Source organism: Micromonospora sp. NPDC005298, from assembly GCF_040607375.1.
Lineage (GTDB): Bacteria > Actinomycetota > Actinomycetes > Mycobacteriales > Micromonosporaceae > Micromonospora.
Genome location: NZ_JBEXGP010000002.1, coordinates 735,412 through 751,103 on the forward strand (window position 1 = coordinate 735,412; position 15,692 = coordinate 751,103).

Annotated in this window: 14 protein-coding genes; 5 read left to right on the forward strand and 9 right to left on the reverse strand. The window is 74.0% G+C overall.

What is annotated here, in order from left to right; translation table 11 throughout:
* Position 1: 1 nt before the first annotated feature.
* From ABZS77_RS08170 to ABZS77_RS08200, 7 genes are all read right to left on the reverse strand, one after another.
* Positions 2-772, reverse strand: a complete 771-nt coding sequence (locus ABZS77_RS08170; protein ID WP_354819083.1) for a sulfite exporter TauE/SafE family protein — start codon at positions 770-772, stop codon at positions 2-4.
* Positions 769-1,365 (reverse strand): rhodanese-like domain-containing protein, encoded by a 597-nt coding sequence (locus ABZS77_RS08175; RefSeq protein ID WP_354819086.1) that lies wholly within the window; start codon positions 1,363-1,365, stop codon positions 769-771. The genes ABZS77_RS08170 and ABZS77_RS08175 overlap by 4 nt, the downstream gene beginning before the upstream one ends.
* Before the next feature lie 15 nt (positions 1,366-1,380).
* Positions 1,381-2,781: an MBL fold metallo-hydrolase gene (locus tag ABZS77_RS08180; RefSeq protein ID WP_354819089.1), complete on the reverse strand. Its 1,401-nt coding sequence runs from the start codon at positions 2,779-2,781 to the stop codon at positions 1,381-1,383.
* Positions 2,782-2,927: 146 nt separating this feature from the next.
* Positions 2,928-3,197 carry a metal-sensitive transcriptional regulator gene (locus ABZS77_RS08185; RefSeq protein WP_354819092.1) on the reverse strand — a complete coding sequence of 90 codons (270 nt, stop codon included), beginning with the start codon at positions 3,195-3,197 and terminating at the stop codon, positions 2,928-2,930.
* A gap of 84 nt (positions 3,198-3,281) precedes the next feature.
* Positions 3,282-4,742, reverse strand: a complete 1,461-nt coding sequence (locus ABZS77_RS08190; protein WP_354819095.1) for a hypothetical protein — start codon at positions 4,740-4,742, stop codon at positions 3,282-3,284.
* Positions 4,739-6,586, reverse strand: a complete 1,848-nt coding sequence (locus tag ABZS77_RS08195) for a dynamin family protein (protein WP_354819578.1) — start codon at positions 6,584-6,586, stop codon at positions 4,739-4,741. Before ABZS77_RS08195 ends, ABZS77_RS08190 begins: the two co-directional genes overlap by 4 nt.
* 115 nt (positions 6,587-6,701) lie before the next feature.
* A complete protein-coding gene (locus tag ABZS77_RS08200) occupies positions 6,702-7,580 on the reverse strand; it encodes an IniB N-terminal domain-containing protein (protein ID WP_354819098.1) in 879 nt (292 codons plus the stop codon).
* Positions 7,581-7,870: 290 nt separating this feature from the next.
* On the opposite strand from ABZS77_RS08200, the gene ABZS77_RS08205 reads away from it, so the two are divergent.
* The 5 genes from ABZS77_RS08205 (at position 7,871) to ABZS77_RS08225 (ending at position 13,970) form a co-directional block, all read left to right on the forward strand.
* Positions 7,871-9,139, forward strand: coding sequence for an Hsp70 family protein (locus tag ABZS77_RS08205; protein WP_354819101.1), 1,269 nt, complete (start codon positions 7,871-7,873; stop codon positions 9,137-9,139).
* Between the two features lie 5 nt (positions 9,140-9,144).
* Positions 9,145-11,718 (forward strand): LuxR C-terminal-related transcriptional regulator, encoded by a 2,574-nt coding sequence (locus tag ABZS77_RS08210; protein WP_354819104.1) that lies wholly within the window; start codon positions 9,145-9,147, stop codon positions 11,716-11,718.
* Positions 11,715-12,824 carry a nitrate- and nitrite sensing domain-containing protein gene (locus tag ABZS77_RS08215; RefSeq protein WP_354819107.1) on the forward strand — a complete coding sequence of 370 codons (1,110 nt, stop codon included), beginning with the start codon at positions 11,715-11,717 and terminating at the stop codon, positions 12,822-12,824. The genes ABZS77_RS08210 and ABZS77_RS08215 overlap by 4 nt, the downstream gene beginning before the upstream one ends.
* Positions 12,802-13,182, forward strand: a complete 381-nt coding sequence (locus ABZS77_RS08220; protein WP_354819109.1) for a DUF742 domain-containing protein — start codon at positions 12,802-12,804, stop codon at positions 13,180-13,182. Before ABZS77_RS08215 ends, ABZS77_RS08220 begins: the two co-directional genes overlap by 23 nt.
* An 89-nt stretch (positions 13,183-13,271) precedes the next feature.
* On the forward strand, positions 13,272-13,970 hold the full coding sequence (locus ABZS77_RS08225) for a cellulose binding domain-containing protein (protein ID WP_354819112.1): 699 nt from the start codon (positions 13,272-13,274) through the stop codon (positions 13,968-13,970).
* 53 nt (positions 13,971-14,023) lie between these two features.
* Here the strand turns inward: ABZS77_RS08225 and ABZS77_RS08230 are convergent, their stop codons facing one another.
* Together ABZS77_RS08230 and ABZS77_RS08235 are read right to left on the reverse strand one after the other, a co-directional pair.
* Positions 14,024-14,620 carry a hypothetical protein gene (locus ABZS77_RS08230; protein WP_354819115.1) on the reverse strand — a complete coding sequence of 199 codons (597 nt, stop codon included), beginning with the start codon at positions 14,618-14,620 and terminating at the stop codon, positions 14,024-14,026.
* A gap of 234 nt (positions 14,621-14,854) precedes the next feature.
* The gene (locus ABZS77_RS08235) at positions 14,855-15,445 is read right to left on the reverse strand and encodes a DUF1345 domain-containing protein (protein ID WP_354819118.1); all 591 of its coding nucleotides are present in this window, start codon (positions 15,443-15,445) and stop codon (positions 14,855-14,857) included.
* Positions 15,446-15,692 lie beyond the last annotated feature (247 nt).

Below are 15,692 nucleotides of genomic sequence, written 5' to 3' on the forward strand. Positions count from 1 at the left end.
CCTACGCCGCCAGGGCCGTCACCTGCTGGCCCAGGACGAGAGTGCCCACCGCCAGGACGAACCAGCCGAACGCCGGACGCAGGCGACGCTCCGGAACGCGGCGGGAGAGCCGGCTCCCCACGAGGCTGCCGGCGACCGCGGCGCCGGTGAGCGCGGCGGTGAGCGTCCAGTCGACCGCGACGGCGGCGAGGTGACCGGCGAACCCGGCGAGGCTCTGCATCGCGATGACCGCCAGGGAGGTGCCGACGGCCACGGCCATCGGCAGACCGCCGAGCAGAGTCAGCGCGGGCACGACGAGGAACCCGCCGCCGGCGCCGACGAGACCGGCGACGACGCCGACCATCGCGCCGACGGCGACGGCCCGCGCCGGCGCCAGCCCCCGTCCGGCATCGCCGGGTTCGGCGGCACCGGCGCGGCGACCACGGATCATGCCGACGGCGGTGGCGAGCATCATCAGCGCGAACATGATCACCAGCACCGTGCCCGGAACGACAGCCGCGAGGCGCCCGCCCCCGTACGCGCCGGCCATCCCCGCCAGGCCGAGGAGCAGGCCGGTACGCCAACGGACCCGGCGGGCCCACGCGTACGGCACGAGGACCACCGCGCTGGTGACGCCGACGACGAACAGCGAGGTGGCGATGGCCTCGTCGACCGGCAGGCCGGTGACGTAGATCAGCAGCGGCACGGCGAGGATGGATCCGCCGCCGCCGAGCAGGCCGAGGCTGACGCCGATGACCACGGCGAGCGCGAGGGTCAGGACCAGAGAGGTCACGACCTGCTCGCGGCCGGGCTCCGGTCGCGCAGGTGATCGACAACGGTGTCCAGGTCGCAGCGCGCACCCCGGTTGTAGGGGAGCTTGCTCAGCAGCATGCCCATCGCGCAGGTGTTACTGATCGCGGCGAAGGTCAGGCCGGCGCCGATGAACGCGGCGACCCACTTGGCACCCGGCAGCACCACCGACGCGAGGACGCTGAGCAGCACGATGGAGCCGGCGACGAGGCGTACCTGACGTTCCAGGTCCCAGCGGGCCCGGCCCTGGTTGACCGGCGCGTTCGTGGCCTGCCAGGCCAGGATGCCGCCGGTGAGGACCTTCAGGTTCGGCAGGCCGGCCCTGGCGAGGGCCTGTCCGGCCTGCGCGGCCCGGGCCCCGGAGCGGCACACCAGCACCACGTCCTCGTCGAGGTGCCGGCGCAGCTCGTCACGGTGCTCCCGGAGCAGGTCGAGGGGGACGTTGTAGGAGCCGGGGATGTGCGCGGACTCGAACTCGGCAGGCGTACGCACGTCCAGCACCCGGGGCGCATCGCCCGAGTCGAGAAGGTCGCGCAGGGTGGTCGCGTCCAGGCTGTTCGGGTGGGAAGGGTTCATGTCTCCTCGTTCGGTTCAGGAATTCGTGGTCATCTCGACGCCGGCCTCTTCGGCCCGGCCGAACATGTCGTCGATCAGGACGACGTCGCGTCCGGCGTTGGCCAGCAGGGACGCGGCGGCCGCTGCCCGGTATCCGGAGCCGCAGTGCACCCAGACCGTTCCGGCGGGCACCTCCGCCAGGCGTCCGGGCAGGTCGGGCAGCGGGACGTGGACGGCGTGGGCCACATGCCCGGCCCGCCACTCGTTGGTCATCCGCACGTCGAGGACGACCTGCGGGTCGGGCAGCCCGGCCGGGGTGTTCCCGACCTGCGCGGCGGCCAGCGCGTCGAAGTCGGCGACTGTCAGCTCGCGCAGGTCGTCCCGGCTGGTGGCCCACTCCTGCGGTGCGCCTGTGGCGCGCGCGGCGGGCCGGTCGATGCCGATCCGGACGAGCTCGCGTTGGGCGTCGGCCACCTGCTCGGGTGTCTCGGCGAGGAGGGTGACCGGGACGCCCCAGTCGATCAGCCAGCCCAGCCAGGTCGACATCGGTCCGTCGAGGCCCAGGCTGACCGTCCCGGCGAGGTGCGAGGCGGCGTACGCCCTGCGGTGCCGCAGGTCGACCACCCACTCCCCCGCGTCCATCCGGTGCCGCAGTTCGGCGGCGTCGGCCCGCGCCACGGGGTTGAGGTCGACAGGCGCCGGGCCGGCCGCGTTGGCGACACCCATGTGGGCGTAGTAGGCGGGGTAGGCGTCGAGTCCGGCGAGGGTGTCGGTGACGAATTCGTCGGCGGCCAGCCGCAGGACCGGGTTGGCCTGCTTCTCCCGACCGATGGTCGACTCGGGGGCATCGGCCTGGCTGGCGGAGCAGAAGCTGCCGAAGCCGTGGGTGGGCCAGACCTGCGCGCCGTCGGGCAGCAGGTCGGCGAGCCGCCGGGCGGAGGCGTACTGCTGGTGGGCGAGGGTGTGGGCGTGCTGCTGGCCGAGCAGGTCGGTGCGGCCGGTGGTGCCGAACAGCAGCGACCCGCCGGTGAACACGCCGACCGGTGCCCAATCGCCGTCGGTGGCGTCGTCGAGGACGTACGACAGGTGGTGGAAGGTGTGTCCGGGTGTGGCGGCGACGCGGATCCGCAGTGTCTCGGACACGGTGACGACGTCCCCGTCGGCCACCGGTCGACGGTCGAAGGCCAGCTCGTCGTCGGCGCACACCAGGTACTCGGCGCCGGTGAGCCGGGCGAGGTCCAGCCCGCCGGAGACGTAGTCGTTGTGCAGGTGCGTCTCGAGCACGTGCGTGACGCGTACCCCGAGCTTGCCGGCCAGCGCCAGCACCCGGTCGACGTCGCGCTGCGGGTCGACGACCACGGCCCGCTGGCCGTCGGTGGCCAGGTAGCTGCGGTCGCCCAGTGACGAGGTCGCGATGACTGACACCTGGACTGTCATGTGTGTACTCCTTCTTCAGGCTCGAATACCCCCGGGGGTATAGGGAAGGCAGACGTCCGCGAGTGCACGACGCCTACCCGCCCACACCGGGATCACGCGACGCGGGCAGGCGGTCACCCGCCAGAAGGCTCCTCAGGCCCGACCTCTCAGGCCAGGGCGAGGAACAGCTTCTCCAACTCCTCTTCGGTCATCTCGGGCTGATCGCCCCGATCGCGCGCGTTGGCGCAGTGCCGCATCCCCGAAGCGATGATCTTGTAGCCGGCCCGGTCGATGGCCTTCGACACGGCGGCGAGCTGGGTCAGCGCCTCCCGGCAGTCCTGACCCTCCTCCATCATCTCGATCACCGCGTTCAGCTGCCCACGGGCCCGCTTGAGCCGGGTCAGCGCCTCGCCGGTCATCTCGGGTCGAAGCTTCATGCTCGCCACCTCCTGCATCGAACGATACCCCCGGGGGTATAAGCGCGGCCACCCACAGTGACGGATTCCACCCGTCGGCGCACCTCAGCGCCCACCCGCGGCCAGCTCCGCGAGCATCCCCTCGCAGCTGCGCACGACCACCTCAGCGCCGCGGCGCTGGGCCAGCGGCAGCGCCGGATCCTCCGCCCGGTCCCGCCACCGCCACTGCGCGTCGGCGGCGACCTCCCAGAGCCGCTGCACGGTCGCCCCGTGCTCCACACCGAGCCGGGCGGCGAGCCCCACCCCGTCGCCGCCGATCAACCGCTGCGCCTCGGCGGCCAGCTCGGCGTCGAACCCGGGCCGGGCGTGGCGCAGCGCCACCAGCAGGCGCAGCTCCCGGAACTCGTGGGCGCCGGCGAGGATCTGCTCGATCGTGGCGACCAGCTCGGCGGACCCCCGGACGGGTTCGGCCCGCAGCAGAGCCTCCACGGCGGCCAGCGCCGACCGCGCCTTGAGCGCGTCGCGGCGGTCGATGAAGCAGCGCGTCACCGCCTCGCGCAGCTCGGTGAGGCCGCTACGGCGGATGAGTTCGGCGGACAGCTTCACCCGGTTGTCGAAGCCGGAACGGACCAGCGTGGTCGCCAAGCGGATCCCGAAGAGACCGAACCGGTCCAGCAGGGCGGCGCGCGACTCCGGGTCCATCGGTACCGGCAGGTCACCACGGCGGAACCGGTCGGCGGAGAGCAGGTGGGGCTCCAACTCCACCCGGGCGACCCCGGCCAGCTTGGCGAGCGCCGCGAAGTCCGACTCGCCGAGCATCCGACCGGCCAGTCCGATCGACCCACTGCACGCCACCACGTTCACGGCCAGCGCGCCGACCCGGGGATCGCGGTAGTGCCGTCGGGCCAGCTGGCGGGCGGTGAGCAACCCGTCGATCCGGCCCCCGCCGGTCTCGTCCGCGCGGGACAACACCATGATCACGTTCACCGGGGCGGCCTGACCGACGGCACTCTCCCGGCCGGACTCCAGCACCCGCAGATCACTGTCGCGTCCGTCGCGGGTCAGGAACAGCACCGCGTCCGCGTCGCGCAGCACCCGATCCATGACGGACACACGACCCCGCTCACCGGCGCCGCTCACCGCCGGGGTGTCGATCAACGTGACCTGTCGCAGTGCCCGCGTCGGCCACCGCACCACGACGTCACGCACCTCCCCCGCGCCCCAGCCCAGATCCACACGCATCCCGGTCGCCGACTTGACCACCGTCAACTCCTGCGCCGGCTGGCCGGCCGGGTAGGCGGTGGCGCCCGGCGCGGCGCCGTCCTCGTACCAGGTGAAGGCGCCGTCGGCCCCCTGCACCGGCGCGACCTCCTCACCCATCAGCGCGTTCAGCACCGTCGACTTGCCCGAGCGCCAGGGACCGGCGACCGCGATCCGCAGCGGCTCCTCCAGCCGGGCCACCTGGTGCCGCAACTGCCCGACGGCCCGCGAATTGGCCCGGTAGAGGTCGAGCGCCTGGTGCAGCAACCCCCACGCCGCCTCGTCCAGACGCACGCCGACGGTCACGCCCGGTGCTCCAACAGGCCCGGGGTGGCACTGGTGCCGCTGAGCTGCTGGGCCTGCTCGTAGACGGCGGCCAGCCGGGTCATCTTCAACCGGATCTCACGTTGGCGCTGCTCACGCTGGGCCGCATCGGTGTCGGCCTCCTGCTTCGCGCTACGGAACGACTGCACGATGGCCTCCTGAAGCTCCTCGGTGAGCCCCGTGAAGTGATCCCGCAGCATCCGCTGCACCTGCCGGGCGGCATCGCGGCAGTCCCTGACGACCCGGACGAAGAAGTCGTCCACGTGCCGCTGGATGGCCGCCTTCACGGTCGCCTGGCGACGACGCAGCAGCTGCCTGCTCTCGTCGCGGATGCTCTTGCCGCCGAAGAGCGCACCGATGCCGACCGAGACCGGGTTGATCATCGGCATGCCGGCGAGCGTCGTCGCCAGACCGAACATCAGCATCCCGCCGTACGACCCCTTCATGCCGGTGAAGAGCTTCTGCCCGGTGGTGAACCGGTCGATCCTGGGCCGCTCCATCTCCGGCAACCGCTCGCCGATGTCGTCGGGCATCGTCATCGACCACGGGGGCAGCACGTCGTAGCCGTACCTGGCGAAGTTGGCGGCCACCCGACGGGCGATCCAGTCGCAGCGCTGGATCAACCACTCGCGGTTCGCCTCCGCCGCCTCCACCAGGCTGCGCTCCAGCCATTCCTGGAAGGTGTCCCAGGCGACCAACGGGTCGGCCGTGTCAAACGCGTCGTCCACCGCGCGAAGGATCTGCCGGGTCCGGTCCCGCAGGTCGTACTCGATGTCGGAGAGCAGGTCCGCCACCTCGTCGTTCAGCGCGTTCTGCCACCGGGTGGAGCAGCGGCGCAACTCGTCGACCTCGCGCTGCGCCGCGTGCAGACGGGAGATCGGCCCGGACTGCTCCTCGGCCTCCCGCGTCGCCAGCTCGGCCCGCAGCGGCGCCGCCAACTGCTCCACCACCGTCCGGGCCACCGCCTGCACCGCGCCCCGGGCCAGCTTGTCGGCCTTGCCGGACATGTCCCGCCGCAGCCGGGCGATCAGCGGGGGGAAGCCGGACTCGGCGTTGAGGTCCCGGTCGTCGGCGGTGGCCGCGCGCAGCCGCAGCGTCGCCGAGACCGGGATCACCGGCGCGGGGATGCCGGCGTCGGCCAGGTGCTGCCTGTTGCGTTCGGCCACCGCGCGCCAGTCCGCCACGAGATCGGTCTTGCTCTGCACCACCACCACGTTCGGGTGCGAGCGCATGACGTGCAGCAGCATGTCCAGTTCGGTGACCGACAGCTCCCGGGTGGAGTCGGAGACCAGCAGCACCGTGTCCGCGCGACCGGGCGAGGCCACCGGACCCGCGCCGCCGACGGCGGCGACCTCGTCGGTGCCGGGAGTGTCCACCAGCACCATCCCCGCGCCGAGCAGCGCGCGGGGCACCCCGATCTCGACGTACGCCGGACCGCCGCCGGACCGCCGCCCGACGGTGCCCGCGACGCCCGCCGCCACCTGGTCGAGCGCCACCGGGGTCCGCTCGACGGCGGCCACGGCCGTGCCGCCGCCTCGACCCGGCGCCGGCGTCTGGGCCACCGCGGCGTACGCGGCGTCGGCGTGCTGCACCACGGTCGGTAGGACCGTGGTGCGTCCGTCGCCGACCGGGCAGGCGGGCGCGTTGATGATCGCGTTGATCAGCTGGCTCTTGCCCTGGTTGGGCTCGCCGATGACCAGGACGCGCAGCTTCGGGTCGAGCAGTTGTGCACGCTTCTGCCGCACCGTCTGGAGCAGGTCGTCTCGCCCGTGCGCGCTGCACGTACGGGCGATCTCGTCCAGAACGTCCAACCAGATCCCCGCCATCACCGCACCAAGTGTGCGGATTTCGGCTCAATTATCAAGAGGGACCGGTTGGGGAACCGGAGAAGGCCGGACCGCCCGAGACGGTCCGGCCTCCCGCTCCAGGTGGGAGACCCCGTCAGAGCAGGCCCCCGGTGATGCCCAGCAGACCGTGATCCGACGAGGCGGGCCCCTCGTCGTGCGTGTCGCCGAGCACACCGTGGGTCACCCCGCCGGTCACGTCACCGACCGTGCCGGTGACCCCGGGCAGGAGACCCTCCACCTGGTGCGTCACACCGCCCACAGTGGACGGTACGTCGAGCGGCGGGAGGACGCCGCCGACGCCGCCACCGTCGGTCAGGCCCAACCCGCCGAGCGTGTCGCCGACGCCGAGCGAGCCGACGACACCGCCGAGGTGACCCTGCGTACCGGCCAGGTCGCCGCCGAGCAGGCCGTGATCGCTGGTGTCCAGCAGACCACCCGTGTCGCCGACGGTGCCGGTGACGTCGCCGAGCACCGGGTCGGCGATGCCGTCCACCGGCTGCACCACGTCGGCGTCGAGGGTGTGCGCCACGTCGTTCACGCCGGTCAGGTCGGTGTCCAGGCCGCTCGGGCCGACGCCCAGGCCGATCCCCGGCAGGACGGTGACGCCGGCCGCGACGGCGCTCGGGTCGACCGCGATGGCGCCCAGCACGCCCGCCTTGACGTCCAGGCCGCTGGGCGAGCTGGTGACGCTGATCTGCTGGGCCACGCTCTGCAACTGACCGACGACGTCGGTGGTGTCGGTCACCAGCGGGTCCAGGCCCAGCTGACCGACGACCGGGGCGAGCGGCGCGAGACCCTGCCCCGGCGCGTAGTCGACCACCAGCGGGACGACGTCCTGCACGTCGGCGGCGGTGATGTCGGTGAGCCCCGCGGAGTGCAACGCACCCTCCGGATCGAGGTCGAACGCCGACCGCGCGTCGGGGTTGGTCAGCAGGTCGAGCACGAAGTCGTGGAGGGTCTGTTGCGAGTCCATTGTGGCGGTTCTCCTCGGATGTGGCGTCGGCGTCCGTCTTGCGTCGACAGGAACGCTACGGCCGGGGGCATCCCCGGACATCGGGGCTCGGCCCGCATCCGGTCGGGCTGAACTAGGGGCTTCACCGCTTCGTACGTTAGGGGGACAGGGGGAAGCCGTCCCGGCCAGATTAGGGTCCCGACCAGGGCGCGATCTCTGGTACGAACGTAGGAGCCCACGGGGGTTCGCCGGGGGTGGTCGTCGGCGCCAGCGCCCACCGACCGGCCACCTCACGGGGAGAGAAGAGACGGATGCGGTACGTCCTGGGGATCGACATCGGAAGCACCAACACGGCTGCCGCCGTCGCACGGCGTAACGGCACGACCTGGACGCGTCCGGAGCCCGTCGGGCTGGGCGCCGACTCGCACCTCGTACCGTCGGTGCTGTACCTGTCGGAGGACGGCTCGCTGCGGGTCGGGGAGCCGCCGACCGACGACGGCAGCCGCACCACCCGGGACTTCGTCCGGCGGGTCGGCGACGACGTGCCCCTGCTGCTCGGCGGTGAGGCGTGTGCGCCGCAGACACTCACCGCCGAGCTGGCGGGGTGGGTGGTGGACCGGGTCCACGCCCTGGAGGGGGCGCCGGCCGAGGCGATCGTTCTCAGTCACCCGGCCGCCTGGCGCCCGTACCGGCGGGATCTGCTGCACCGGGCGTTGTCCGACCTCGGCCTGCGGCACGTGACGCTCCTGCCCCGCACGGTGACGGTCGCCGAGAGCCACGCGGCCCGTGGGTTCGCCGGTACGACGGCGGCGGTCTACGCCCTGGGCGGCAACAGCTTCGAGGCGGCGCTGGTGCGCCGGACCTCGCGCGGCACGTACGAGGGCTTCGGCACCCCGCAGGGTCTCGACCCGATCGGCGGCGCGGACTTCGACGAGGCGCTGGCCACGCACGTGCGTACCGTGCTGGCCCGGGAGTTGGCGGCCGGCGCGCGCCGGGGCACCCAGGCCGCCCTGCGCGCCCTGCGGACGGAGTGCGCCAGGGTCAAGCGCGAGCTGACCGTCGACCTGTCGGCGGACGTGGTGGTGAGCCTGCCGGGCGGCCCCGCGCGGATTCCGGTGACCCGGGCACAGTTCGAGGAGATGATCCGACCGACCGTGCAGGCCACCGTCGACCTCCTGCTCCGGACGGTGCACGGCGCCGACCGGCGGCCGGCGCAGCTCGACGCCGTCCTGCTGGCCGGCGGCTCCGCCCGTATCCCGCTCGTCGCGGAGCTGATCGGGGCGGCCCTGTCGGTGCCCGTGGAGGTGCAGCCGGATTCGCAGGTGACCGCCGCGACCGGGGCGGCGATGGCCGCCTGCCAGGTGGTGTCGCCGCGCCGGCCCGCTCCGGTGGGCGGCCCGGCTCCGGTACGCGGGCAGGCGGCTTCCGCGCGGGCCACCCTCCCGGTGCCACGCCGCGCGCACCACGACACCCCGGTCCCGGCCGACCCGCCTCCCCGTCCGCCGGTCCGGATCCTCCCACTGGACCTGCCGAAGGCGTCTCGTCTGGCGTTGAGCCTCAGCCGGGGACGCGAAGGATGACCGCAATGATCATGAACGACGTCGCCGAGTCCCGACTGCTCGGCGGGGGCGCCGGCTCCCTCCTGGACCTCGTCGGGCGGGACCCCCGGGGTCCGCTCGCCGTCGGGGTGACCGGGCCGGGCGGGCACGGCAAGACCGCGCTGCTGGCCGAGGTGGCCCGCGCGCACCAGCGGGCCGGGGTGACCGTCCGCACCAGCGCCCCCGCGCCGGGTGAGACCGTCGATCCGGACGCGCTGCTGCTCATCGACGACGCGCACCTGCTCGACGACGCACGCCTGGACGCGCTGCTGCGCCTGGTGACCGGCCGCCGGCACCGGCTCGTGGTGGCGTACCGTCCGTGGCCCCGCTCGGCGGCGCTCACCGACCTGGCCGACGTCCTGCGTCGGGACGGGCAGGCGGTGCTGCTCGGCCCGTTCACCCGGGAGCTGACCGCGGCCTACCTCGCCACGGTGCCGGAGCTGGGTGGCCGCGGCGACCTGGTGGACTTCGTGCACACGCAGACCGCCGGGGTGCCCCGGGACGTGGAGCGGCTGGCCCGTGGGCTGGCCGGCGGGGACGCCCCGACCAGCACTCCGGTGGAGCCACCCCGGCCGGTCCTGCTGGAGTTCGGTCCGGACCTGGACGCCCAGCCCACCGCCGTGCGGCGCCTGCTGCTCGCGGTCGCGGCGGGCGTCCCCCTGCCGGTGAGCATGCTCGGCCCCCTGCTCGACCAGGAACCGGAGGCCGTGGACGAGCTGATCGCCGCCACCCGCGCGGCGGGGCTGATCGGTGCCGACGGCCGACTCGCGCCGCTCGTCCGGCGGGTCGTCACGGCGCTCAGCCCGGCCACCGACCGCGCCGCCGTGTGGCGCCGGCTCACCGAGTTGCAACTCGCCCGCGGCGGCGCCGTCCTGCCGCTGGTCCGTTCCCTGCGGGCGGTCGGCGCGCTCGCCGACTGTCCGGCCACGACCCTGACGGCCGCCGCCACGGAGGCGCTGGCCGACGAGCCGGCGTTCGCCGCCGAGCTGTTCGCGGCGGCCACGGCGGCCGGCGCGCCGGCGAGCGCCCGGCAGGCGCTCGCCACGGCCCTCGCCGGGAACCTCGACGACGCGCTGCGCCTGGCCGACCGGCTGCTGGCCACCGCCCCGCCGGCCGAACGCGCCGAGGCGGCCGTGGTGGCCGCGACGGCGCTGGCGCACCGGGGGCACGTCGGTCGCAGCGTGGAGCTGTACCGGTGGTCGGGCGACGCCTCGTCGGTCGCGTTCGCCACCGTCGGCGGGCTGGCCGGTGGTGACCTGGCCGCCGCCGGCGAGGCGCCGGCCGACGACCCGGCCGGCGAACCCCCCACCCTGCGGGCCAGCGCGGCCCGGCTGATGGCCGACGGGGTACGCGAGAGCGTCACCGGCCCCCCGACCGCCGCGCTCTCCGCGCTCGTGCAGGCCGCCGCCCTGCTGGAGCCGGACGGCCGGGCGGCGCTCCTGCCGGACAGCCCGGCGGCGCTGGCTGCCCTGACCGCGGTGCACTGCGGTGAGTTGGAGATCGCCGAACGGGTCCTGCACCGGGCGCTGGCGGCCGGTGTCGGCGGCCCGTTGATGACCCGCCGGCACCGCCTGTTGCAGGCGTGGATCCTGATGGTCCGAGGTCAGACGGCCGCCGCCGCGGACCGTCTCGCCGCCACCACGGCCGACGGGCGGGCGCTGGAGTCCCGCGATCTGCTCTTCGCCGCCGCGCTGCGGATGGGCATCGCCCGGCGCAACAGCGACCTCGGCGCGCTCAAGAGCGGCTGGGGGCAGGCCCTGGAGGCGGTGGTGCGGCACCCGGTGGACCTGTTCACGCTGCTGCCACTTGGTGAACTCGCCATCGCCGGTGCGCGGCTCGGTGACCTGGCCCGCCTGGAGCCGTACCTGCGCGAGGGCCGCTCCCTGCTCGACCGGCTGGGCGACCCGCCACTGTGGAGTGTGCCGCTGCACTGGAGCGACCTGCACGCGGCGATCCTGGCCGACGAGCCGGCCGTCGCCGACGACCGGGTCGCCGCGCTGCTCGCCGCCGCCGGCCACAGCCGGTACGCCGCCGTCGTCGCGGCGGCGGCCGAGAGCTGGGTCGACGTGCTGCGCGGCGCGGTCGACCCGGTGCGGGTGGAGGCCGCCGCCCGCGGGCTGCACGACACCGGCCTGTGGTGGGACGGCGCCCGACTCGCCGGGCAGGCCGCGATCCGTACCGCCGACCGCAGGGCCATGACCACGCTGCTGGAATGCGCGCGGGCGTTGCAGGGCCGCCCGGCCGGCGTCGACGCCGGGCAGCGGCCGGCAGCCGGCGAGGGCGCCGCGCACGTCGCCGACGCCATCGCCGGGCCGACCCGACCGGGACTCAGCGACCGCGAGTACGAGGTCGCCGAACTGGTCCTGGCCGGCCTGACCTACCGGGAGATCGGCGACCGGCTCTTCATCTCGGCCAAGACGGTCGAGCACCACGTGGCCCGGATGCGCAGCCGGCTCAACTGCGCCAACCGCGCGGAACTGCTCGCGCTGCTGCGGACCGTCGTCGCCGACCGGGCCAGCCACACGGCCGGGCAGCCGTGGCCACGCCGGTCGACCCGATGACCCGACCAGGGATCCGGGCCAGACTCGTCGCGTTGGCCGCCGTGCTGCTCACGCTCTGGTCGTACGCGGCCTACCTGACCGGTCAGGACGCGGCCGACCTGCTGCGGGTGCGGGCCCTGGCCGAAACGCTCGGCCAGCCCATCGACCGGCTGGTCCTGAGTGTGCAGACCGAACGCCGGTTGACCGTCGAGACGATCGCCCGGCCCGGGTCGGCGGATCCCGCGCTGACGGCGGCACGCGGGGGGACCGACCGGGCGGCGGCCGAGGTCCGCGCCTTCACCGTGGGCCACGACCTCCGACTGCTCACCGCAGGCGCCGTCCGGGACCGGGCCGACGAGCTGGTCCGGCGGCTGAACGGCCTGGGCACCGTCCGTTCCCAGGTGGACGCCGGGCGGCTCGACCGTGCCGGAGTCGTCGACGGGTACGACCAGCTCGTCGACGCCGCCTTCGCGGTGTACGGCCCCGAGTGGGGCGCGTACGAGAGCGACCTGGCCGCCGACACCCGTACGGTGATCGCGCTGGCCCGCGCCCGCGAACTGCTCGCCAGGGAGGACACGCTGGTCAGCGCGGCGCTCGCCGGCGCGCGGTTCGACCGCGACGAGCGGCGTCGACTGCTCGCGCTGGTGATCAACCGGCGGTACGCGCTCGGCGAGGCGGTCGCGGCCCTGCCGGTCGGGCAGCAGCGGCTGGCGGCCGGCCCCGCCTTCACGGACCTGCTCGCCCTGGAGGTGGCGCTGTCGCAGGCGGACACCGCCGACGGCCTGCCCCTGGGCGGTTCCCGCCACGTCGGCGCGAAGCTGGCCGAGCAGATCTCCGGTGTCGTCGCCGGTCTGCTGGCGTTGGGGCTGGCCGCCACCCGCACCTGCGACGCGGGCCAGCTGCGTCAGATCGTGGTGCAGATGTCGCGGGCGTTCCTGTTCGTCGCCACCATCCGCAACGGGACCATCCTCACCGTGCGGATCGCCGGGGACGACGCCGAGGTCGGCGACATGGCGTACGAGGTGGCGCTCTTCGTCGGGCAGGCCGAACGGCACCTGCCGATCAGCCTGGAACCGGCCTCCTCGGTGCGGAGCGGGGACGCTGGTGTCCACCAACGGCTCCGCTGACGAGGCGTGGTACGACGACGACGCCGGGCCGGTGGCGCGGCCGTACACGATGACCGGCGGGCGTACGGCGCCCGATCGCGGCCAGTTCGACCTCATCTCGCTTGTCGTCGCCCGGCGGGCGGCCACCGGGCGGACACCCCTCTTCCCCGAACAGGCGAGGATCGTCGGGTTGTGCCACCATCCAGTGTCGGTGGCCGAGGTCGCCGCCGAACTGGACCTGCCGTTGGGGACCGTCCGGGTGCTCCTCGGTGACCTGCTCGCGGCGGGCCTGATCGAGACGCACGAGCCGCCGACGCTGTCGGAGCTGCCGTCCGCGGAGCTGCTCGAGTCGATACTCGTCGGGCTCCGCGCTCTGTGAGCGACCGGGCGGACCGCGTCCGCGCGCCCGGTGACGATGTGAGGGGGAGAAGGGCAGTGCCGGCACCACCGCCGCAGCCACGTCGTACCGTGGCGATCATTGTGCTGGACCGGGTCGTGGCCGTCGCATCGGCCACACGGCGGGTGCTCACCGGTCGCAGCGACGTCTCGCGGGCCACCTGGGTCGCGGTGGTCTCGGCACTCGGGGTGCTGGTCGCGACGACGGTCTCGGTGATCGTGGTGCTGCGGACGCCGGAGAAGCTGGCGCCGGTGACCCTCAACCCGCCGCCGCCGGTCGACCAGGTCGGGACGCCGCCGGCCGGCACGCCCCGGGCGCACGCCATCCCGGCGGTCACCACCGCGCCTCCGGCACCGTCGGGCACACCCACCGCGCCGCCGACCGCCGGTCCGTCCACCGGCGGCCCGACCCCGTCCGCCTCGACGACGGCTCCTGTACCAGCGGCGCTGGGCGCGGAGTTCGCCATCGCGGACACGGCGCTGCTCAGCTACGGCGCCAGCGTGACGATCAGCAACCCGGGCCGGGTTCCGGTGCCGCGCTGGACGCTGGCGGTCACCCTGCCCCGGGAGTCGCTGCGGGTCAGTCAGGTCGAGGGTGCGCGGGCCGTGCAGGACGGTGCGGTGTGGACGTTCGTGCCGGACGACGACGCCGGGCAGGTGCCCGCCGGCGCGTCGGTGCGGGTGACGTTCCGGGTGAACGGCGCCACGGTCGGCGCCTCCCCCACGGCCTGCACCATCGACGGGACGACGTGCGCCGGCATGCCGGACTGAGAGCGATGCCCGCTCGACCACCCCGCCGACCGGCAGGCTGGACCCGGTGGTCCTCAGCGGACGGTCGGGGACGGCTCCTGGTGTGCCGCCGCGCGTCGCAGGGCCGGCAGCGCCGGCGCGAACGCCGCCAGCATGAGCAGGCCGCCGACCGGCAGCAGGTCGAGGGTGACCACGGGCAGCACGATGCCCGCCAGCAGCAGCGGGACGCTCCACCACGGCACCAGCCGCCGGGCCGCCAGCATGCCGGTCAGGACGAGCAGCCCGAGGAAGAACATCTGGGGTACGACGTCGTAGAAGGCGATCCCGACTCCGGGGATGTCCTTGAAGTCCCTGCTCAGCGCCGACATCTCCGCCCGGTCCTCGGCCAGCAGCCCTTCCACGATGTCGGCCCCGAACTGCACCATCGTGGCACCGAGCCCGACCAGCGTCAGCCCCACCACGGCGCTGCGCCACCGGCTGCGGGGCAGCAGGCGGGACAGCGCGAGGACGGCCGGCACGAAGAACACCATGCCGGCGAGGCCGGCCAGGTGCGCGGCCTGCCAGTCGAGCCCGGGGCCGTACACGTCGTCGGACCGCCCCCACAGGCGGATGAGCCCATAGGCGATGATGCCGGCCGGCCCGGCGACCACGGAGAGCGCAGCGTGTCTCATGCCCGCCATCATCTGGCCACCGGCGGCCACCAGACCTCCGGCGATGCCCCGGTCCGACCCCTGATCCTGGTGTCAGGTCTTCCACCGAGCCACCCCTGAATGCCGCCCGCGACGGCCGTCGCCCCTTAGCGGGCGGCCTCGTCGCGGACGGGTCGCACGTACCGGAAGGCGACAAGCAGTGCGGTGACGAGACCGGCCGCCAGCACGCCCCTGACCACGGCGCCGAGCACGGTGTCACCCGTGGAGTGGGGCGGGAAGACGTCCCTGACGAGCCAGCCGACGCCGACCCCCAGCCCCAGACAGGCGTGCATCGCGGCCCGCAGGCGCGGGTGGAATGCCGGTTCCGAAGGTGTACGAGAGCAGCGCGTGCCCGAGCGCGACCCGGCGCACGCGAGTGCTGCTCGGTTCGTTCTCGCTCGGGGCGTAGGACATGCCGATTGTGAAGGCGGCGTACGCGAAGTCGGCGTACGCCGGTGGATCATCCCGCTTGAAGTCGATGCCGCCATCGTCGAGGTAGTACAGCCGGGCATACTTCAGCCCGAATACCGTGTTCACCAGCGCCCACGACAGGACCACCGCGACGACGCCGAGGATCACCAGCGTGACAGCCACCATGTCCTGCTTGTTCGAGGCGCGGATGAGCGCCTCGGCCACGGCGACGAGGCTGATGACGGACGCGATCAGGATCGCCGCATCGGTGGAACGGGAGTGCTGCTCCGCCTCGGCAAGCTGCTCGGTACGCCCCGGGCTCGCCGACCAGCAGGCCCGCCACACCCAGACGAGGATCGTGCCCGCCGCGATCGTCCAGATCACCAGCGGCGTCAACTCCGGTGCCCCGATCAGCGCGCTGACCGTCCCGGCGACGACACCGACGGCCAGCGACCACAGGGCACGCCTGACGGACAGCACCCGTCCCCGCGCCGGTCGTCCCGATCGCTGCTCCACCCGTCATGCGGTCCGGCTCGACCGGGTCACGCGGGGTAAACCCCGGGCAATCACCAGATCGGGCTGCGTCGAGGCGACAAGTCGCCGACGACCGATGCTCGGCCGTGGCCCCTCAGGGCTGGGCTGA